Annotated in this window: 12 protein-coding genes; 8 read left to right on the top strand and 4 right to left on the bottom strand. The window is 63.3% G+C overall.

The genetic code is table 11. From position 1 onward, the window contains the following. Window positions 1-2: 2 nt before the first annotated feature. Complete coding sequence (locus OJ996_RS18235; RefSeq protein WP_264515082.1) at window positions 3-629, bottom strand: hypothetical protein; 627 nt, start codon at window positions 627-629, stop codon at window positions 3-5. A 254-nt stretch (window positions 630-883) separates the two neighbouring features. On the opposite strand from OJ996_RS18235, the gene OJ996_RS18240 reads away from it, so the two are divergent. Both OJ996_RS18240 and OJ996_RS18245 read left to right on the top strand, forming a co-directional pair. Further along, entirely contained in the window at window positions 884-2,065 is a 1,182-nt protein-coding gene (locus OJ996_RS18240; protein WP_264515083.1) for a choice-of-anchor L domain-containing protein, read from the top strand. A gap of 63 nt (window positions 2,066-2,128) precedes the next feature. Further along, on the top strand, window positions 2,129-4,294 hold the full coding sequence (locus tag OJ996_RS18245; RefSeq protein ID WP_264515084.1) for an outer membrane protein assembly factor BamB family protein: 2,166 nt from the start codon (window positions 2,129-2,131) through the stop codon (window positions 4,292-4,294). Window positions 4,295-4,728: 434 nt separating this feature from the next. Here the strand turns inward: OJ996_RS18245 and OJ996_RS18250 are convergent, their stop codons facing one another. Beyond that, window positions 4,729-5,457, bottom strand: a complete 729-nt coding sequence (locus OJ996_RS18250) for a hypothetical protein (RefSeq protein WP_264515085.1) — start codon at window positions 5,455-5,457, stop codon at window positions 4,729-4,731. A gap of 271 nt (window positions 5,458-5,728) precedes the next feature. Between OJ996_RS18250 and OJ996_RS18255 the strand changes: the two genes are divergently transcribed. From OJ996_RS18255 to OJ996_RS18275, 5 genes are all read left to right on the top strand, one after another. Next, window positions 5,729-10,102 (top strand): Calx-beta domain-containing protein, encoded by a 4,374-nt coding sequence (locus OJ996_RS18255; protein ID WP_264515086.1) that lies wholly within the window; start codon window positions 5,729-5,731, stop codon window positions 10,100-10,102. A gap of 239 nt (window positions 10,103-10,341) precedes the next feature. Then, window positions 10,342-13,935: a hypothetical protein gene (locus tag OJ996_RS18260; RefSeq protein WP_264515087.1), complete on the top strand. Its 3,594-nt coding sequence runs from the start codon at window positions 10,342-10,344 to the stop codon at window positions 13,933-13,935. A 72-nt stretch (window positions 13,936-14,007) separates the two neighbouring features. Further along, entirely contained in the window at window positions 14,008-16,326 is a 2,319-nt protein-coding gene (locus OJ996_RS18265) for a DUF1592 domain-containing protein (RefSeq protein ID WP_264515088.1), read from the top strand. Continuing rightward, complete coding sequence (locus tag OJ996_RS18270) at window positions 16,323-17,636, top strand: DUF1552 domain-containing protein (RefSeq protein WP_264515089.1); 1,314 nt, start codon at window positions 16,323-16,325, stop codon at window positions 17,634-17,636. Before OJ996_RS18265 ends, OJ996_RS18270 begins: the two co-directional genes overlap by 4 nt. Window positions 17,637-17,654: 18 nt before the next feature. Next, on the top strand, window positions 17,655-18,263 hold the full coding sequence (locus tag OJ996_RS18275; protein ID WP_264515090.1) for an alpha-ketoglutarate-dependent dioxygenase AlkB family protein: 609 nt from the start codon (window positions 17,655-17,657) through the stop codon (window positions 18,261-18,263). A gap of 122 nt (window positions 18,264-18,385) precedes the next feature. Here the strand turns inward: OJ996_RS18275 and OJ996_RS18280 are convergent, their stop codons facing one another. Then, window positions 18,386-19,297 carry a DUF5077 domain-containing protein gene (locus OJ996_RS18280; protein ID WP_264515091.1) on the bottom strand — a complete coding sequence of 304 codons (912 nt, stop codon included), beginning with the start codon at window positions 19,295-19,297 and terminating at the stop codon, window positions 18,386-18,388. 123 nt (window positions 19,298-19,420) lie between these two features. Here OJ996_RS18280 and OJ996_RS18285 point away from each other — a divergent pair, with 123 nt between their 5' ends. After that, window positions 19,421-20,176 (top strand): PDZ domain-containing protein, encoded by a 756-nt coding sequence (locus tag OJ996_RS18285; protein WP_264515092.1) that lies wholly within the window; start codon window positions 19,421-19,423, stop codon window positions 20,174-20,176. A gap of 6 nt (window positions 20,177-20,182) precedes the next feature. Here the strand turns inward: OJ996_RS18285 and dacB are convergent, their stop codons facing one another. Next, window positions 20,183-21,601 (bottom strand): D-alanyl-D-alanine carboxypeptidase/D-alanyl-D-alanine endopeptidase, encoded by a 1,419-nt coding sequence (gene dacB / locus OJ996_RS18290; protein ID WP_264515093.1) that lies wholly within the window; start codon window positions 21,599-21,601, stop codon window positions 20,183-20,185. Between the last annotated feature and the right edge of the window lie 17 nt (window positions 21,602-21,618).

Raw genomic sequence — 21,618 nt, forward strand, 5'->3', positions numbered from 1 at the left:
ACTCATCGGGTCTTTTTCATGCGCTCCGGAACCATGCGCAGGCGCGCAATCAGATCGCGGCGCGGCAGTTCGAAATCCGCCAGCCCCAGCTTTGCATTCAGGCTCAGCCGGACCCCGGCGCAGGGCACTTGGGCGAAGGGCGACATCACCACCAGGCGGCAGCTCCCGGTGGCGGCGGCCAGCTTCAACCGCCACCAGGCGGAAGACGGAATGGCGCGCAGCTCGCGGCTGGCAATCCCGCAGGTATCCAGCAGGATGAAAGGAATGTTCCCGTCCCGCACCAACAGGTCGGTGGATTTCAGCATTTCCTCCGCGCTGAGACAGCGCACCCACACCAGCCGTGAGCAGGCCTGAGGCGTGAAGGAAGCGGGGTCGAAATGATCGCCGCCATCCACCAGAATGAAGTCCGGAAGCGCCGCAAGCTCCTCAGGCTCACCGAGCAAGCCAGCCACCAGCAAGCCTACCCCCGAACCGACAACTTCCGAGATCATCCCCGGCGGGAAGAAGCCAGGATCGAAGGGCTGGCCCTCGTCCGGTTGCTCCTCCGTAGCCATCAGGACAGGTGCATGGGCCTGCGGGAATTTCTCCCGCAGTTGCCTGCGCAAATCCTCGATCACCGGGGTGGCCACCCGGGCAAGCTAGGCTTAAACGGTGAAATGTTCAATAGAACAGTTCCGACGGAAATCCGGAATCCGGGGCTTGGCTCCGCCGGAAGCGCCGACCAAACGCAGGCGATTACCCAAACGCACCCCAATTTAAGACATCTCTACCCAAAAACGGCATATCTCTTCATAGTAACTAAAAATAACTCGACCGACCCAACTCGATGGTTAGTCCTAACAACGAGTGATGATACATCGACCATCACTCGAACAATACCTCCATGAAATCACACTCAGCCATCAGGTTCAGGAATGTCCTGCTGACATGCTGCTCCGCCACGCTGTGGGGCAGCCCGCCGGCGTCGGGACAGATCCAAGTAACCGACCTCTCCACCCTGACCCCGCAGGCGCTCGCCCAAGAAATCGCGGGGAACGGAATGACGATCAGCAACGTCCAGTTCAACCAACCCGGAGCGACCGCGGCCGCCGGCAAGTTCACGGGCGGAAACGCAATCATCGGCTTCGGCACGGGAGTGATCCTATCCTCCGGATCCGCCGCAAATATCAGCTCCACCGTCAACCAGTCGCCATCCACCACCGACACGCTCGGCCTGCCCGGCGATGCCGATCTGGATGGCATTGCCGCTCCCTACTCGACCCAAGACGCCATCGTCCTGGAGTTCGATTTCATTCCGAACGACGACCGGGTCTCCTTCGACTTTGTCTTCGCGTCGGAAGAATACAACGAATTCGTCGGATCTTCATACAACGACGTCTTCGGCTTCTTCGTCAACGGGGTGAACTGCGCGCTGGTCGGCCCGAACGGTGATCCGGTCACCATCAACACCGTGAACTTCAACCAGAACGTCCAGCTCTATCAGAACAACGATCCCTTCGATCCGCCGTTCCGGCAGACGTCCCACCAACTGGAGGCCGACGGCTTCACCAAGGTCCTGACCGCGACCGCGACGGTCACGCCGAACGTGGTGAACCACGTCCGCTTCGCCATCGCAGATACCACCGACCAGCAATTCGACTCGTGGGTCATGATCCGGACCGACAGCTTCCAGGTCGGCGATCCGGTGGTGGTGACCAAGACCGCAGCCAATCCCACCAGTTCACCCGGTGGAGCGAACGCATATACCATCACGCTCACCAACCAGGCGAACACGGCGCACACCCTCACCGAGATCGAGGATTTCCTGCCGGCCGGCTTCACCTACACGGCCGGTTCGACCACGGGGATCACGACGGCCAACCCGAGCGTGAGCGGCCGCACCCTGACCTGGACCGGACCTTTCGTGATCCCGGCACTCGGAAGCGCGCAACTGAACTTCAACGTCACGGTGTCTCCAATCTCCGGGACCTACTACAACAGCGCCTTGGCGCGGGGAAATGCGCCGATCGTTCCTTCCGGCGATACCGCGCCGATCACCATCGCGCATCCCAATCCCCTGAAGTAGGTCGCGGACTTCGACTCCCTGGGGATATCGAGCACGAACGGCCTTTACGGCTTCGGCTCCCCGGTGGTGGCACCGGACGGCACGATCTTCCTGCCCGCGGTGGACAGCAACACGCTGCACCTGCTGGGAGTGAAGCCAAATGGCACGCTGGCCACGGGTTTCCCGGCGGCGATCGGGACGCTCTACGATGTGCCCGCCTCTTCCGTGACCCTGGCACACGGGGGCCGGGTGCTGGCACTGGGCGACGCGGTGTACTGCGTGGCCTACAAACATGCCTCCGCATCCGACGGGGTCCGGCTGTGGCGCTACCCCTCGAACACAAACTCCACCCTGACGGTATCGCGGAGCTCCATTGCCCTGGATAGCGCGGGCAACTCCTACTTCGTGGATGACAACAACAAGCTCTACGGGCTTTCGCCCTCCGGCACCGAGCTGTGGGCACCGGTCACCGTGGACGCTAGCCTCGCCCATGATGTGGTCTCATCCCCCGTCATCGGCCGCAACGGGCTGCTCTATCTCATCAGCGATCCGGCCAGCTACGGTGATCCCCTGCATGTCATCGCGGTGAACACCGCCACCGGGGCAACCGTGCATCAGGTGCAGCTCGCCAGCGATCAGGCGGGAGGCTCCCCGGTGGTTCTGGCCGACGGCAACCTGCTGGTCTCGACCTACACGGAATACAATTACAACGGAACTTTGACCGTGCTCTCCCCCACCCTCGCGGTGAAGGGGCAATGGATCGAACCAAACTCAGCCGGGATCAAGGCGACACCGATCGTCTCGCCCTCCAACGCGGTTTTCGTGGGCAGCACGGACGGTGTCTTCCACAAGCTCCAACTCAGCTATGATGGCTCCGGCAATGCCAGCTTCACGCCGGTGTGGAACTACCAAAGCGCCACCAGCACCGCATTCAACGGCCCGGCGGTTCTCTCGATCCAAAGTAACATCGTCCTGGCAGCCGAAGACGGACGGGTACACTTCCTTAAGGATCTGGGCTCCAGCTTCCTGGCCGAAGTACCCTATGTGAGTAACGGTGTGATCGCGTCCTCACCGGCCCTCGGACCGGATGGCAGCATCTACGTGAACTCGAACGCCGTGGGCCTGCATGCCTTCCACGGCAACGATGCCGTAGAACCCCGCGGCTGGACCAGCTGGCGCAACGGCCGGACCGGTCGTGCCAACGCGCTGGACGTATCGCCCCAAGCGACCTCCATCCCGATCCCGCCGACCTTCGCGCTCACCCGCTTCGTGGATCCGGCGAATCCGAGCACCGGCTTCGGTTCGAACTACGGCCAAGTCTACACCGTGAACAACAACCAAGCCGCCTACGGCATGGCACAAGGCGGTGCGCATGACGGCGTATTCGAGCTTTACCAGAATACCATGCACGATCTGGGAATCTATGCCGCCGGCAACACGCCCGTGATCAACCGAGGCAACGACCGTCACTACGCGGTCGGGCGCACGTGGGACGGCGTGACCCGGGATGGGGTGAACAATCCGCGCTTCTACTCGCTGTGGTATCATCGCGGTGCCACGCCGTGGCAGATCTCGGCGCACGACGCGATGCCCAGCTCGGTGAACGTCCATGGCCTGGTCTGCGGCGACGTGAAAACCAGCACTGTCGTCCAAGCCCCGCCCGGCGGTCCGCGGATCCGAGTGCTTCAGTACGCCATGAAACCGGCCGTGTGGGAAGCGGGAGTGCCGACTTTCCTACCCGATACCACCCCGGCTTACTACAGTTCCTACGCGCAGGACATCAATGCGGCGGGCACGGTATGCGGTAATACCTTCAATGGTCCGCTGATTTGGACTCGAGGTCCCGGAGGCTATACCGCCCAGTATCTGCCGAATTCGATCGCCTCGAGTGTCATGGCCCGGGCCATCAATGATGCCGGCGTCGTGGTCGGCTGGGGAATCGCCAACTCGACGATGTATGGCAGCGTGTGGATTCCCGATGCGAACGGGCAATACACGCAGTATGTGCACCAGGACTGCCAGTTCGAGGACATCAACAACTTCGGGCTGATCGTGGGGAGCCACACCAATGCCGCATCCCTCTGGCAGCCCACCGGCACGGGCACCTATTCCCGGATCAACCTGAATACGCGCTTCAGCGACGCCACATGGACGACGCTCTACACGGCGCTGACGATCAACGATTCCAACTACATCGGCGGCTACGGAAGCCGCAGCTACAAGATCCAAGGCTACGTCCTGAAGCCCTGAATCGGTTTAATGAAGAGGCCGGGCGGCAGGTGCCGTCCGGCCTTTTCTTTTGGGGCACGGAGCGATCTGCCGGTAGGTTTCGGAACAGCCGTTCAACCACAGATGAACGGGATGCACGCAGATGAAGAAGATTGGGACCAGGATGGATAGGATGGATAAGATTGGAATGGGGATTTGATCCCAATGCCGGTGGGATCCGATCCCGGATGGCCATCGTACCGGGCTTCTGGCTGACTGACCGCGGATAGCACGGATTACGCGGATGAAGAGATTGGGACCGGGATGGATGGGATGGGTAAGATGAGAATTTGCGATCCGATTGCGATCCCGTTATGGGCTCGTTCCATGAGTGATTGAGAGCACTCACAAAAAAGGCCGGGTGGCAGGTGCCATCCGACCTTTTCTATTTCCCCGGGATGGGCGTGGCTGATCTGTTAGATGGAGTCGGAAAGCGGAAGGACTTTTACGGGCAGCTTCGGCTTCTCGCCGTCGGCGACGTAGATGACGAATTGCTGGCGGGTGCCGGCTGCTTTCTCGACCTGGGTGGAGAAGCAGGGCTTCAGGCCGCCTTCAGGAGCGGGATACTGGATCGTCAGCGGGATGGCCTTCTTCCCATCCGGCATGCGCTGGATCATGGTCGTGGCCGGGTTGAGCTTGAGCTTGAGATCCCCCCAGGTGACGGCCATCGGCTTCGCGGTCAGGTTGATGAAACGGAATTCGCCTTCCTTGGTATCATCCGGCAGGGCGAAGACGCGGGCAGCTTCATTCCACGACTTTCCGGTGCGCCACACGAGCGCGAGGGTGGAACTGGATTGCGAGAGCGGGATGCTGACCCAAGGAGCTCCGGCGGCGGTCTTCACGGCGAGCTTACCATCCTGCGGAGAGGGAACCATGAGCGGCGGCGTGGCCGTACCCAGACGGAGGCGGAGCGGAAACTCCTTCGGCGCTTCCTCGGTGGCGATCTTGCTGGCCACCATGATCTCGCGCGGCGGCACGGTGCCTTCCGGTGCGGGGATCTCATAGCGCACGCCGGCCTTCACCTCCTGACGAAAGGGCGGAGGATCACCGAGCGGAAGGATGCGCAGGCTATGTTGGGCCGCCGGCTCCTGAGCGAAGGCGACCGCGGTGAAAAGCAGGGATGCAGCGGCAGGAAGAAACTTCATGTCCGCTCCAGCTAGGGCAATGCGCGAAGAAATTCATGATCCGCAAAGTGACGTTCCTGTCGCATTCGGAGGCACGGAAAATGGAGCACTCGCGCAAACCCTTTGCAGGCAAGGGCATGTCGCCCGGACGGATTACCCATGTGACAGACGCGACACTTCCGATGTGGCGAACTTGCTACACAAGCAGCTCATAGGCAGCGATTCGCGTGTCTCATCTGTAACCCTTGTTTCATGGCTACGCAGACCGATTTCCACCCACGGTCCGCGCCGCATGAAAAAACTTCCCTCGCGTTTGAGCGCTTTCATCGCGCTTGCCACGCCCGGACTGACCTTCGCTCTCGAGCACGGCAGCCTGAACGTGGTGCAGCTGAATACCACCAACAACAACCAGACCACTGTAGACCCCGCGGTAGCGGTCACCATCAAGCCGGGTGCCACGCCGGGGATCCATGTGCGCGGTCACAACCGCGGCGACATCGACATGCAGTTCGGCGACAACTTCGCGACGAACAACGTGAACGGCGTGATGATCACGTCGGTAACGGAGAACGGCCGGAACAACGTCTCCGGCGGTGGGCCGAACGGCACTACCTACGCCACCAGCCACTCGGAAATCTCCGGCGGCGGATTCTATCTTCCGATCCAATCGACCTCCGGCGGGACCGAGCCGGCCGGCGAGTTCAACATCAACGTGGCCGCCGCCTGGTTCCCGTATGCAGAAGGCTGGCTGGGAGCTCACGCCAGCGCAGGAAGCACGAACGGAGGTCCGCTCACCACTTTCCTGAGCCATCCCTCGATCCGCTCCGGCGTGGGCATGGAGTTCACGGATCTCAGCGGCGGCCTGGCCTCGCTGAATCTCTCCGCCCTGCAATCGCATGGCGTGCCCGCCACCTCCGCGAACGGCGTGCTCCTCGTCATCGGTGGCAAGAACGAGGGCAACTTCGCGCTCTCCTCCGACAATGCGGACGGCAGCTTCAGCATCTCCGTGAAGGACAATGCGAGCAACAATGCCACGGCCTATGAGCAGGATGGCCTGGCCTTCGCCTACGCCCCGGTGGCAGCAGCCGGTCGCGGCCACGTGAAAGCCGTAGGCCGCGTGCAGAGCGATGGCAGCTCCGAAGTAGGCAGCGCCAACTACACGATCACCAAGCTGGCAGGTGTCGGCCAATGGTTGCTCCAGATCCCGGGCCAGACGGAAAGCACCGGCACGCTGATCATCTCCGCGGACGGCGGCAAGCCACCGACGGGTGTGACCCCGGTGCCTAACAATACGGACAACTTCGTCTGCTACCAATGGGACACCGCGCAATCCGGCTGGGTGATCCAAAGCCGGGATCTCTCCCCCGCCACGCTGGAAGACGGCGCCACGGCGGATGAAGACATGTTCAGCTTCGTCTTCCTGACGAAGGAGCCGGCCATCTCCCTGACGCATCCCGTGGCCGGCACGATCTACCCGACGAGCAGTGGCCAGCAACTGACGCTGACGGCGGCAGTGACGACGGCCACCCCGGCGGCGGTGCAGCAGGTGAACTTCATGATCGACGGTGTCTCCGTGGGCACGGATTCCACCGCTCCCTACGAGATCACCATCCCCGCGCCGCTCCCGGGCTATCGCTTCGTGGAAGCCTTCGCCACGCTTGAAGGCGGCAGCACCGTTTCCAGCGTGAGCACCCGCATCATCATGGAAGCGCCGGTGAACCCGGCCACGCCTCCGGGCTCCAGCCTGGGGATCATCGACGGCGGAGATCGCGAGATCGATCCGAAGCCGCCGGAAACGGCCGAGACGCCTCCAAACGCCACGCCGAACTGGCAGACGCTGACGAGCACCAATGCGCCGCTGGCCTTCACCGCGCCGGACACCACCCTGGGAGCACCGGCCGTGAACATCAACGGTAGCCCGGTGCCCTTCAACTCCGGCATCCTCTTCGCCACCAACTACGCGGGCGACAACTGGTTCGACACGACCACACGTGGATCGATCGACAACTTCGTGATCCCGCGCAATGAGGGCGGCAACTACGCGCTGGCAACGACCGACGTGGCGCAGGACGGTCAAACCGATCCCGTGACGCGGCCGGAATCGAGCCGCTTCGCGCTCGGCTTCTTCCCCTATGCGAACGGCTGGACGGGAGCGAACGTGAATGCCGACGCGACGATCAGCAGCAGCACCAGCCTGCCGGTCGGCATCGGCGTGACCAATCCCTCCGCGGGCAACTACCTGATCACCGGGCTGCCGCTGACGGGTAACATGATCGCGATCAGCTCGGGAGCAGGCACGGGAGCAGACAACGTCTCCAACGTGGGCCAAACCGGCATCAGCTGGACGGTGGTAAACCGCGATAACTCGCAGAACGTGGAGAACGGCGACTTCTCCTTCCTCTACATCCCCTACGAAACGAAGGGCGTATATAGCGGCCGGATCCTGAACAACGGCACGCTGGTACCGCTGAACGGAACGCTGGATGCGATCGGGGCCACGACCCGCGAAGTGGGTGCATCCTACGAGATCACCTTCGGCGACGGCAGCGTGATCAATCCCTCGAACACGCAGCTCTTCATCACCGCCGACCACCAGGCAGGTAACGGCGGAGACAACATCTACTCCTACTATGCGGAAGGTAACAAGTTCATGGTCTTCTCGCACGACCTGCCGGGCGTGTCGGGCAGCCCGCAGGCGGGCGGCTTCCGCTTCCTAGCGGTGCCGCTGAATCCGGTGGCTACCGTGGGTGACGAGGTCTACGTGAAGACGACGGACGGACTCGCCACGGAGAACAGCACGAACGAGACAGTCCAATTCACCTTCACCCGCACGGGCAACCTGAGCGCGCCGCTGACGGTGAACTACACGCTCTCCGGCGACGCGACCAGCGGAACGGACTACATCGCGCCTTCCGGCAGCGTGAGCTTCGCCGCGGGCTCGGCCACCGCCACGGTGGACATCACGATCAACACGGACAGCCAGTTCGAGTTCGACGAGACGGTGACGATCGCACTTGCGGCGGGCAGCGGCTACACCGCCACCTCGTTCACGGCCAGCGCGACGATCCAGAATGCGGCCTCGCTGGTCCCGGTGCAGACGGTTTCGTTCCAGAACGGCATCGGCGGCTACACCGGCACCTTCACCAAGCACATCGGCAAGAATGCGGTCGCCGACGCCAACGGCAATCCGGTCTACACGAACACGCTGGGCAGCGCGACGGGTGCCTTCTACGTGGACGGCTTCCCGGGACATGTGGATAGCGCGGACCAAAATGCGCTCGTCCGTTTCGACGGCCTCTTCGGCACCGGCACGGGCCAGATCCCGCCGGGCGCGAAGATCGCGAAGGCGGAACTGGTGATCACCACGAATACATCCGGCCCCGGCGGCAACTCGCCTTCGCCCGGCCCCTTCGTCGTGGACCGCCTGTTGGTCCCGGTGGATGCGAATACCACCTATGCCATGCTCGATGGCGGGCTGCCGGGCCTTGAAGGCGTTCGCGGCGCTTCCTCCGGCCTGCCGGTCGCGGGCTTCGGCTCGATGGCGGATGGCCAGGTCGCAAGCTCCGACGTAACTTCGATCGTGCGCTACTGGGCGGACGAACTCGCCGCCGACCCATCCTCGAACCCGAACATGGGCTTCTCCATCTTCACCGGTGGCACGGCGGACGGCTGGCAATTCTGCACGGAAGGCAACACGAATGCCAATGTGCGCCCGAAGCTGGTGATCAGCTACGTGACGTCCAGTATCTCGACCTACACCTTCGCGGCGGACAAATCGGTGCGACTGGATCCCGTGAACGGAACCACCGACGGCTCGACATTCGTGACCGGCTTCCTCGATGAGATCTTCAACGCCACGCAGGAAGCGATCTTCCGCTTCCCCGTGGAGTTCGGAGCCGGCGTGGGAGCGATCCCCGAGGATGAAGAGATCGTGCGCGCCGAACTGGTGCTGACGACCTGCACGCAGCTCATCCCGGAAGGGAACGTGAATGCCCATAGCCCGGGAGGCTTCTCGGTGCACCGGATGCTGACCGACTGGGATACCTCGATTTCCTACGGACCGAGCGGCCCGATCCCGGGCGTGAACATCAGCCCGGAAGTGAGCCGTGCCACGGGCATGGGGCAAACCAGCGCCGCGTTCTTCGACGTGACGAACATGACCCAAGCCTGGCGTGCGGGCTATCCGAACCATGGCATCAGCGTGAGGCCGGATACAACGGATGGCTGGCAGATCTTCTTCCCCGGTGCGGTGGCCAACTATCCGGGTGCCGAGCCGGTGCTGCGGATCATCACGGCAGAGACGGGCACGGCAACGGCCTTCCAACTCTGGGCCGAGACGAAGGGTGCCGCGGGTATCTCGCATGACTCCGACAACGACCGCGACCGCATCCCGGCGCTAGTGGAGTATGCGCTGGGTCTCGATCCGAGAAGGCACAACACGCTGCCGGGTCTGGTCGATGCGGGCGCTAACTTCACGCTTAGCTTCCCGAAGGGGACCGAGGCGAAGAGCGATGGCAACCTGGCCTACCGCATCGTTTCGAGCACCGACCTGATCGAGTGGAACACCGAAACCGGCGCGGTGAACGGAACCGACAGCATCTCGCTAACGGTGCCGAAGACGGGCAAGAAGTTCTTCCGACTGGACGTGGCTTACGGCACGCCCTGATCGATCGCGGAGATCCGAAGAGAACTCGAACCAAGCAGCCGCTCCCTCGGGGGCGGCTGCTTTTTTGTGCCAGCGGAGGTGATCCGACACCAATCCGTCACATGGCGCGGTGAATCCGGGCGGGCTTGTTACGGATCCGCCACGGGACTGCGCATTTCTGAAAAGTTTTGCCACGGAAACGTGACAGCGGGGAGCTTCGTCCTTCCGGATGATTCATCGATTCTTCCCGCGCTTTTCCCATGTTGATCACGCGCTTCAAGAATCTTCACGAACGGGGCTTCGCCTTGATTTCGGCCCTCGTGGTATTGCCGCTACTGGCAATCCTTATCATCGGTCTGTTGGGCTTGTCCACGATCGAGATCCGCAAGACCAGCACGCAGATGGCGCGCGATCATGCCCGCGCCAACGCCCGTCTCGCGCTGGCGATGGCGATCGGGCAGTTGCAAAAGCATCTGGGACCGGACCAACGGGTAAGCGCGGATTCGCGCCTGCTGGAAGAGGATGTGGGACCGACGCAATCCTCGCGTCTGGCACAGCCGCATTGGGTGAATGTCTGGCGCTCCACGCGTGAAGACGGGTCTCCTTACATCATGCGGAATGCCGATGACGGCGGCCTCTATGATCGCCGCGCGATGGGCAACTGGGATCGCGAGGAGGAGCGCATCACCGCGCTGGTGAGCGGTAACGAAGGCAAGATGCGCTACTGGCAGGGTGAGGACAACCGGACTCCCTCCGATGACGAGATGGTGGAACTGGTGGGACCGGGGAGCGTGAAGGATGACGATGCCAACAGCCTCGTCTCCGCGCCGGAGGTGGCGCTGATGGAGGGTGAAGAAACCAAGGGCACCTATGCCTGGTGGGTGGGAGATCTCGGCGCGCGGGCGAACATCGCGACACCCGATGGCTCGCAGGAATCGCGGGCGAATCTTGCTTCCCTGCGCGCGACGATGCTCTCGCAGGATGCCTCGCTCGCTGCAGTGGGATCGCAGGAGGACATGGAGAACGGGCAGCGCTCGAAGATGATCACGCAAGGTCAGCTGACCTTGGGCGGGGTTGATCAGGATTTGGCGAAGGCGCACTTCCACGATCTCACGACGGATTCGCTGGGGCTCCTGACGGATGTCCGCCAAGGCGGACTGAAGAAGGATCTGACCGCCTACCTGGTCAGCGACGGGAGCATCGGCCGCGAGGGCAACGACTCGATCGGCATCGACGACAGCGACCGACTGGTGGGGCCGCGCAACGGAATCGCGGACGGACAATCCGGCAGCCCGGGCCAGGCCGACCGCTATTTGAATATCTCGCCCACCTTCGGGCTGCTGCGCGACTGGGCCCGCCGGGCGGATCAGGCTTCCTTCGGCAGCTACAAGACTTCGGCGGATTACCCTCTGGCCAATGGCAACAAGGTGGAGTTCCGCAAGATGGGCGATACCGAGCTGGCACCGGTGCTGGTGGAGGGCTCCGTCTACTACAACATCAGCTATTACAAGCGGCCCGGGGTGGACGCCACCAGCCCCTACGGGATGCGCCTGCACCTATACCCGCGGGTGGTACTATGGAACCCGTACAACTTCGACATGACCATCGGCGACTCGATGATCAACATGCAGGTGAACGGGAAGAAGATGATCCAGGTCACGATGCAGAACAACAGCGTGAAGACCTACGACATGCTGTGGGGCCCGGCCGACGGCAACACGCAGGACGGCGGTGCCGCTCCGGGCAATCTCTACTTCCGCATGCAGGGGGCAACGCTCGGTGCCGGTGAATCCGTGATGTGGTCGCCAGCGGGCAACCGCGCTTATTCGGAGGTGGAGTTCTCGCCGAATGTCCTCACTCCCGGGATGGGTCCCAGCCCGAGCCGGAGCTTCTATCAGGACTCGCGTCAGGACAACAAGGCGCTCTTCTACCCCTATGCTTCCGGTTGGCCGCCTTCCGCTGGCGTGAAGTACAACTGTCTGCCGGGCATCCCGAAATTCTGGCGCGAGTATGTGATGGCGAAGCCGCCGGGCAACGTGCAGGACGCCGGCTATACCCAGGCGGACGACTACCGGATGATCTGGAAGCCGCTCACCGGCGGCGGCGCCATGACGCGGGATACCTTCAACCGCATGCCCGCCGCGCGCTTCATTTCCTGTGCCTACCAGTACGGGGATGAGGACGAGATGCCGGTGGTGTGGAGCTATCTGGACCCGGTCACCTTCGTCAATTCGTCGGTGGAGAACCCGGCGATCCAGTCCCCGCCAGACCGCCGGACCCGCGATGGCTTCCGCTTGCGCTGGTTCGACGAGCACCAGTCGAACCGGATCGGATCCGGCAGCCTGGCGAGTACCTCGCACTTCGACTGCGCCCCGCTCGCGAACTGGAACATGCGCGGGTCCTACTTCTTCCGGAATCCTTTCGATAACGTGACCGACGTGGCGCCGAACTTCTTCGGCATCTACACCCGCGACCTCTTCGATGCCGCGATCGATTGGAACGAGATGACGCCGCGCTTCGAGAACGGGATGTTCCGGGGCGATCCCTTCGAACAACCGGTGAAGTTCCTGCACCCGCGGATCCTCTTCGACGTGCCGCGCCGGGGTGCCGAGGTGTCCTCGCTGGGTGCCTTCCAGCATGTGAACTTCTCGCAGATGATGTGGCAGCCGACTTACGCCTTCGGTAACTCGCTGGCCGAGCCGCGGGTGGGGCTCGACCGCACCGAGCCACGCCGGAGCGATCGACTCAACCGCGACAAGGGCGGCTGGAACCAAGACACGATCGGCTACTCCACGGACGGTCGGTCGAACACCAACGACGGCAACCCGACTTCCAACGAGGACAACTGGGCCTACCATGCCCGCGACTTCCTCGACCAGATCGCGATCGACCAGAACCTGATCTTCGACCTGAGCTACGAGCTGAACCACTCGCTGTGGGACGAGTTCTTCCTCTCCAGCGGCAGCAGCGCGGACAAGAACGCCTTCCTCTCCGATGCGACGGTCTCGCCGCTTCCCAACGGACGCATGCGCCTGATCTCCGGCGATGCGGAGTCCGCCAACGCCGACATCCAGAACTTCCACCGTGCAGCCGCACGCTTGGGAGTGGACGGCGCCTTCAACGTGAACTCCACCAGCGTCACCGCGTGGGAATCCGTGCTTTTGTCCAGCGTGGGAGCCCAGTTCGGCGATGACGTGGTGACCTTCCCGCGCATCCCGGGAATCAACAACAAGTTCAGCGGCAAGGAAGCGGACTCACGCGAGGCATGGAGCGGGCAACGGACCCTGACGCGGGACGAGGTGCGCAAGCTCGCCGAGGAGATCGTGCGCCAGGTGAAACTGCGCGGGCCCTTCCTCTCCATGAGCGACTTCGTGAACCGCCGCCTGACCAACGAGACGGCCGGCAAGAAGGGCGCGCTGCAGGAAGCGATCGACCGGGCCGGCATCAACGCCGCCTTCCAAGGCCTGTGGCCGCTCGACAACACGAAATCGCTGCCGAACTTCACCCACCCCGACCACATCCAGGACGCCACCCGGATGGAGCAACGCAACAAGCCGGACACCACCGCGTGGGGTGCGCTCGGCTTCCTGACCCAGGCGGACGTGATGCAGTTCCTCGGGCCCGCGCTTTCCGCCCGCTCGGACACTTTCGTGGTCCGCGCTTACGGCAGCAGCATGAACTCCGAGGGCGAACTTGAGGCCGAGGCCTGGTGCGAGGCGGTGGTCCAGCGCCTGCCCGAACCGCTCAAGCCGGACTCCAGCGGATTGAACCCGGAGCGCTCCGAGACCGAGTCGGACTTCGGCAGACGCTTCGAGGTCAAGCGCTTCCGCTGGCTGAGCAAGGACGAGGTGTGAGCTGCGAAAATCGTCACTTGGTGGCGTTTCCGTGGAAATAAAGTAGCCTGACCCACGTATCTGGCGTGGGTCATGCGTATCCTTTCCTATCATCTCCTTCTCGGATTCTCCGGCGCCCTGCTGGCGCAGGAGGTGCCGCCGACGGGAGATGCGATCTACTCGCAGCACTGCGCTTCCTGCCACGGCAAGAACGGCGAGGGCGTGGAGGACGAGTGCGACGAGCCGCTGCATGGCGAGCGCTCGCTGGTTTCGCTGGCGAAGTACATCGACAAGCGGATGCCGGAAGATGACCCGGACATCCTGGATGCCGAGCAATCGCGCAAGGTGGCCGAATACATCTACGGCAGCTTCTACTCGCCCGAGGCGAGGGCGAAGACCGGCACCCCGCCGAAGATGGCCGTGGCCCGCCTGACCAACCGGCAGTACCGCGAATCCGTGGCCGATCTGCTCGGCAGCTTCGGCAAGATCACCGTACCCGGCGAAGGCCGCGGGCTGAAGGCGCAGTACTTCCAGTCGGACGGGATGAACAAGAAGGCGCGCAAGGTGCTCGACCGCGAGGACCAGCGACTGGACTTCGAATTCGGCGAGGGCGCCCCGGTCGAGGGAATCACGCCCGACCAATTTTCGATCGCATGGGATGGCTCCCTGATTGCACCGGCGACGGGCTGGTATGAGTTCCGCCTCAGCACTCCGAACGGCGCCCGCGTCTATCTGAACGGCGAGCGCCAGGAGGGCGACGGCAACTTCCGCGACGACAGCAGCGCGAAGCGGCAGACCACACTGATCGACTCATGGGTAAGCTCCGGCGCGGAGGTGCGTGTGCAGACGGCGCGGATCTTCCTGCTCGGGGGGCGCAGCTATCCCTTCCGTCTGGACTACTTCAAGTTCCAGGAGAAGCGCGGGATGGTGAAGCTGGAGTGGAAGCAACCGCGCGCCGACTGGGCCGTGCTTGAGGCTCCCTACCTCTCCCCTGCCGAGGCCGCCCACGTGACCATCGTGGACACCGCCTTCCCACCCGACGATGCGAGCGAGGGCTACGAGCGCGGCACCGAAGTTTCCAAGGCGTGGCATGAGGCCGTCACAGCATCGGCCATCGATGTCTCGAACTCGGTGGTCGCGCGCCTGCAGCGTCTGAGCGGCGCGAAGGACGACGCCCCGGACCGGGTGCAAAAGCTGAAGGATTTCTGCGCGACTTTCACGGAGCGTGCCTTCCGGCGTCCTCTCGATGAGGAGCTACGCCAGACTTACGTCGAGCGAGCCTTCGCCGAGGGCGTGGCACCGGATCAGGCGGTGAAACGCGCGGTGATCCTGGTCCTCACCTCCCCGCGCTTCCTCTACCCGGAGCTCGGCAAGAGCAAGGACGACTTCACCGTGGCCTCGCGACTGGCGCTGGGCCTGTGGGATTCGCTGCCTGACCAAGCGCTCGCCGATGCGGCGAAGTCCGGCCAGCTCCGCAACGCCGATCAGCTCAAGGCGCAGGCGCAGCGGATGATCGCCGACCCGCGGGCGAAGGCGAAGACGAACGAGTTCTTCCAACGCTGGCTCAAGCTCGACAGCGAGGCGGACCTACAGAAGGACGCCGAGGATTATCCCGGCTTCGATGCCCCGTTGGTGGCGGATCTCCGGCGCTCGCTGGAACTCTTCGTCGAGCGCGTGATCTGGAGCGAGAAGTCGGATTACCGCGAGTTGTTAGAAGCGGACTACCTGCTGCTAAACGAGCGGCTGGCAAAGTTCTACAACCTGCCGATGCCCGAGGGCGGTGGCTTCCAGCCGGTGAAGGTGGATCCCGCGCAACGCGCCGGCGTACTGACCCATCCCTACCTGCTCGCCCGACTGGCGCATCATGACTCTACCTCCCCGATCCACCGCGGTGTCTTCCTCACGCGCAACGTGCTCGGCGGACTGCTCAAGCCACCGCCGGAGGCGATCGCCTTCGAGGACCACAAGTTCGATCCGAAGATGACGATGCGGGAGAAGGTTGCGGAGATGACCCGCAACGCGAACTGCATGACCTGCCACGAGACGATCAACCCGCTGGGCTTCTCGCTGGAGAACTTCGACGCCGTGGGCCGCTTCCGCACCAGCGAGAAGGACCGCCCGATCGACCCGATCGTGGACTACGTGTCGCAGGATGGCGAGCAACTCAAGCTCCACGGTCCGCGCGATCTGGCAAACCATGCCGCGAATTCGGAGGCCGCCCGCCGCGGCTTTATCCGCCAGCTTTTCCAATACGGGTTGAAGCAGAATCCCCCGGCCTATGGCTTGGACACGCTGTCGAAACTCGATGTCGCTTTCAATGCCTCCGGCCGGAATGTCCGGCAACTTCTCGTCGAAATGAACGCCTTCGCCGCGAGCCACGGCGTGAGCCACCCCGATCAAGCAAGCCGATGAACCTCTCGACCCGCCGCCGCTTCCTCCGCCAGCTTGGTCTTTCCGCCGCCGCGCTGCCCTTCCTCCCTTCCCTGCCCTCGCTCGCACAGGGCAATGGTGCGGCCAAGATGCAGCGGATCATCTTCCTCTTCACACCGAACGGGACGATCCCGCCGGAATTCTGGCCGGACCAAACGGGACCGGAGTTCCAGCTCAAGCGCATCCTTGCGCCGCTGGAGCCCTTCAAGAACCGGCTGATGACCCTGAAGGGCGTGCACAACAAGATCCGCGGCGATGGCGACGGCCACATGCGCGGGATCAGTTGCTTGCTGACCGCGGACGAGCTCCTGCCCGGGAACATCCAAGGCGGTAGCGACAAGCCGGCCGGCTGGGCGCGGAACATTTCGATCGACCAGGAGATCCGGAACTTCCTGCAAGCGCGGCCGGAGACGGCCACGCGCTTCGGCTCGCTGGAGCTCGGTGTGGCGGTGCCGAACCGCGCCGATCCGTGGACCCGCGAATCCTACGCCGGCGCGAACCAGCCGCTGGCCCCGCTCAGCGATCCCTACGCCGTCTTCGACAAACTCTACGGCCAAGCCAAGGACCGCGAGAATCTCGGCAGCGTGCTGGATGAGGTGCGCGATGACCTGAAGAAGATCGGCTCGAACATCGATGCGGAGGAGAAGGACCTGTTAGACAAGCATGCCACCTTCGTGCGCGAGATGGAGCAGGACCTCCAGAGCGCGAACACGCAGAACCTGATGTTCCCGCCGCCTGCCCTCGAACAAGGCGTGGCCCTGGACAACGACGGCATCCCGAAGATCAGCACGATGCAGGCGGACCTGCTGGTGAATGCCTTCGCCAACGGCATGGCCCGCGTCGCCACCCTTCAATACACGAACAGCGTGGGTCAGGCGCGCATGCGCTGGCTGGACATCCACGAGGACCACCACCACCTCTCCCACGAGCCCGACAACAACGTGGACGCGCAGGAGAAGCTGGTGAAGATCAACATCTGGCTCTGCGAACAACTCGCCTACCTGACCAAAAAGCTCGACTCCATCCCCGAGCCGGGAGGCCAAGGCACGATGCTGGACAACACGACCATCGTCTGGACCAACGAGCTGGGCAAAGGCAACAGCCACACGCTGGACAATATCCCCTTCGTGCTGGTCGGCGGCGGCTTGGGCTTCAAGACCGGACAGGCGATGGACTTCGGTGATACCACCCACAACCGACTCTGGCTCTCGATCGCCCACGCCTTCGGCCACCACATCCCGACCTTCGGCCACAAAGACTTCAGCCAAGGCGGACCGCTGGGATTGAGCTGAGCCCGTTCCTGCGCCACCATGGCGCGAGTGGACTTCTTCCAGACCCCAGACCTCAACCTGCTTCCCCGGGATGGGACCGTGATCTATCACGGTCCGATTCTCGGAGAAGTCCTGGCGCGGGATCACCTTGAAGGCTTGCAGACCGAGGTGCCTTGGCAACGCGACGAGCTGGTGATGTTCGGCAAGCGGGTCGTCACCTCCCGCGAGGTCGCGTGGTTCGGAGACCCGGGACTTGCCTACACTTACTCGGGCTCCACCAAGCAGCCAATGCCTTGGAGCGAAAGACTGCTCCAACTGAAGGCTCTGGTAGAGCAGAGATCAGGAACGGTCTTCAATAGCTGCCTGGTCAACTTCTACCACAAGGGTGAAGAAGGCATGGGATGGCATAGCGATGACGAAAAGAGCATCGAGAGGGACTCCGCCATCGCCTCGCTGAGCCTCGGGGCGGAGCGGCGCTTCGACTTCCGGCACAAGGAGACCCGGGAGAAGGTGGAGGTGATGCTGGAGAACGGAAGCCTGCTGGTGATGCAGGGAGAGACGCAGCGGCATTGGCAGCATCAGCTACCACCGACGAAGAAGGTGAGCGCGGCGCGGATCAACCTCACATTCCGCAGGATGGCGAGGTAGTCCGCACACGCCGTGTGCGGACGAAGCAGTTCTGGCAGCGGAATATACCGGAGGGCCCTCGGGGTGATGCGGCAACAAGGGTGCCTTCATCCGCACACGGCGTGTGCGGACTACCTCCGTGACTACTGCTCCGGCACCAAGATTACCTGCCGGAGATCCATCACGGCGGCTCCGGGCTTGTAGAGTGCGCGAACTTCGAGAGCTTGGGGACCCGGCTTGTCGAAGCTCAACTTGCCCACGACACGCTCCTTGAAGTTCTGGAAGTGGCCGGTGTCTTCCACGGTAAACTTCGCGCTCTGACCTGCGCACTTGATCTCCACCTCGCTGCCACCGCTGTCCTTGCCACAGCCCTGCCAGATATGGATCGAGTAGGTGCCCGGCTTCACGACTTGGAAATGCCATGAGGCCCAATCCTGCGGATTCACCCAGAAGCCGAGCGTGTTCTTCGCCTCCGCGCGCTCATACTTGAGTTTCTCCCCCCGCACTTGCGCGCGACTGGAGTGCAGGATGATGCGTCCACCGCTGAGTTGGACCGGGGCGGCATATGCCTTGGTGACGAAGTCGCTCTCCGGATAGTCCTCGTGGCAGCTCGCGCACTGCATCAGCCGTCCGCGCCCGGTGATCTGCGTGGCCTTCGCATCCACGGTGAAATACTCCCAGTCCCCGCCTTCGGGGAAGTATCCCTTCTCGCGCTTGAGCATGCCGGTGAAGAGTTGGGTGGAGTCGCTGCCCCGCGCCAGCTTCTCCTTCAGGATTACGCTGCCTTCCGGGAACTTGCCCCAGGGATCAAAGACCCGCAGCACGGCGTCCGCGCTCGCATGAATGAGGAGGCGTGCGCCCTCGTGCGGACCTTCCTTCGGAGATCTCAAACCAGGCTCGCCGCAGAGCAGCGCGACCTTCGCCGCCATGTCCACCGGCACCGGGGTGAGGCACTCCATCCCGGTCTTCTCCTTTGCGAGCTTCAGTAGATCCTCGTCCGAAGGGAGTGCGTGGAGCGGCAGGACAAGCGCGGCAGCAAGGAGGACGGTCTTCATGCGGCATCCTTGCTCGACTGTGGGCGGAAGTCCGTCAAGCCCTTGTAAAATCCGGAATCCGTCCGAATTTTTACGATTCGGAAAGACAACTGATCCCGCTGTGGCTCGCTTTCTCACACGACTATGAAGACGATCGCATCACTTTCCAGCATCCTGCTCTGTGCAGCGATGAATCTGCCTGCCCAGGAATTCAGGGACGCGCCGGTCCCCAAGCCGGAAGGTCCCAAGCCCGAGCTTCCGCATGAGATGAGGGAGGTGCTGGAAGGCGAACGCCTGCCCTCCGTGCGCGAGGAGATGGAACGGAGAAGTGATCCGGAAACTCCAAGCGACCGGATGCAGCGGGAAGTGATGGATCGCCTCCGGATGGAGCTCGTCCCGCATTCGCCGGACAAAGCGGGACTGCCGGAGTTCCGCCCCTCCCCGTGGTTGATCGGCATCTCGATTCTCCCTCTGGAGGGTTTTGTCCGGGCTCACCTCGGGCTCGAAAAAGGTGTCGGTGCCCGCGTCAGCTTGGTGGCAGAGAATACGCCGGCAGCGGAGGCAGGGATCGTGGTTGATGACATCGTGATCAGCGCCGACGGCCAAAAGATCAGCGGGCTGGAAGAGTTGAAGACGGCGGTCGAGAAGAGCGGCAAGGAAGGACGACCGGTGTCGCTGGAGATCCTTCACCAAGGTCAGCGCAAGACGCTCTCGATCGTGCCGCGCGGGCCGAAGCCCGAGCCGGAGGTGAAGCCGCAAGCGCAGGAACCCGAGCGCAGGCAAAACAATCTGGCCCGCCGACTGAACCGGCAGGAGAAGCTCGTCAAAGAGCTGCGCCAAGAGATCGCCGAGCTACGCAAGAAGGTGGAGAGACTGGAGCGGGACGACGAGCAGGAGTGATCCGGCTCACAGCTTACCCTTGAGTTCCTCCAGCAGCTTCTCGCGCAGCGGCCAGAAGTCCAACGCCGGATCGAGGCCGTTCGCCATGAGGGCGAAGGTGAACTCGCGGCCATCCGCCAAGGTGAGGAAGCCGACATCCGTCTTCACCCCGGACATGGCCCCGAGCTTCGAGCGCACCGCGCCGCCAACGTAGCTTTTCAGACTATCCCGGAAGACCTGTCCCTGGGCACCGCGTCGCGCGAGATGATTGATCCGCGCCAGATCCACCGGCCGGATCATCGTGGCGCGCGCCAAGCCGCTGCCATCGATCAAGCGCAGCCCGCGGAAGTTCACGCCGCGGCTCTCCCAGTGATTCTTGAGCAGGGCCGCGGGATCGGATTGGCGCAGCCGCCCCATCGTCAGGAAGAGACACTGGGCCTCCAGATTGTCGCTCACGCGGTGGAGGTGCTCGATCAGCTCCGGCAGCGCGGGCGAGCGATGGGTTGCGAGCGGAACCGGATTGCCCGCGGTGTTCACCGATTGATCCAGCACCTTCACTCCCGCTTTGACGAGCGCCGCCTTGAGAATCGCGGAAGCAAGGGCGGGCGGATTCGGAATGGCCGCGCTCACCGCGAACTCCGCTTCCCCCGCCGGCACGGTGCCATGTAGGGTGACGGAGCTACCGTAGGGCTCCGAGTAGATCACCACGCCATCGCCACTGCCCGGCGGACCGCTGGTGACGTGATTGAGCCATTGGATCCCATTCACCGGGGGCTCGGTGCCGAGCACCGTGGCCGCATCGCCCTCGTTCGCTCCGGGCTGGAAGCGGATCATCATGCGGTTGTGGTCCACATTGATGCCGTAGGCTCCGGCTCCATAAGCATTGCCGATATCGCCCCAATTCCAATGATCATTCGCCGGGCGGATCGGCAGGAGAGAGGCATCCACTAGTACCCTACCGGTGACTTGCTTCAGGCCGGCCTTCGCGGCATTCGCCGCCATCGCCTCCAGATCCTCGGAGGACAGGGTGGGATCGCCGCTGCCGATCAGGACCAGATTGCCTTCGAGGATGCCTTCATCGCCGAAAGGCACGGTGCCGGTGAGCGTTGTCTCGAAGCGATAGTCCGGGCCTAGCAACTCCAAGGCCGCCGCCGTCGTCACCGTCTTGAGAGCGGAGGCAGGGCAGAGCGCCGTCTCCGCCAGCGGGGACTGGTAGACCACCGCGCCCTTCGCATCGAGAACGCAGAGCGCGATGAGCGAACCCGAGAGTGAGGGATTCGACTCCCATTGCTTGAAGACCGCCTCCGCCCCGCCGGCCTCAACCGCTCCGCCCGCGCCGCGGCGGACAAACTGGATCGGCTCCATGGGTGCGCCGATCAACAGCCATCCGGCAACCGCCCAACCCGAAACGAACAGCAGACCTTTGAAGAATCCCGAGGCACTCACGCGCGCAGCCTAGACCC

The organism is Luteolibacter rhizosphaerae, from assembly GCF_025950095.1.
GTDB classification, from domain to species: Bacteria; Verrucomicrobiota; Verrucomicrobiia; order Verrucomicrobiales; family Akkermansiaceae; genus Haloferula; species Haloferula rhizosphaerae.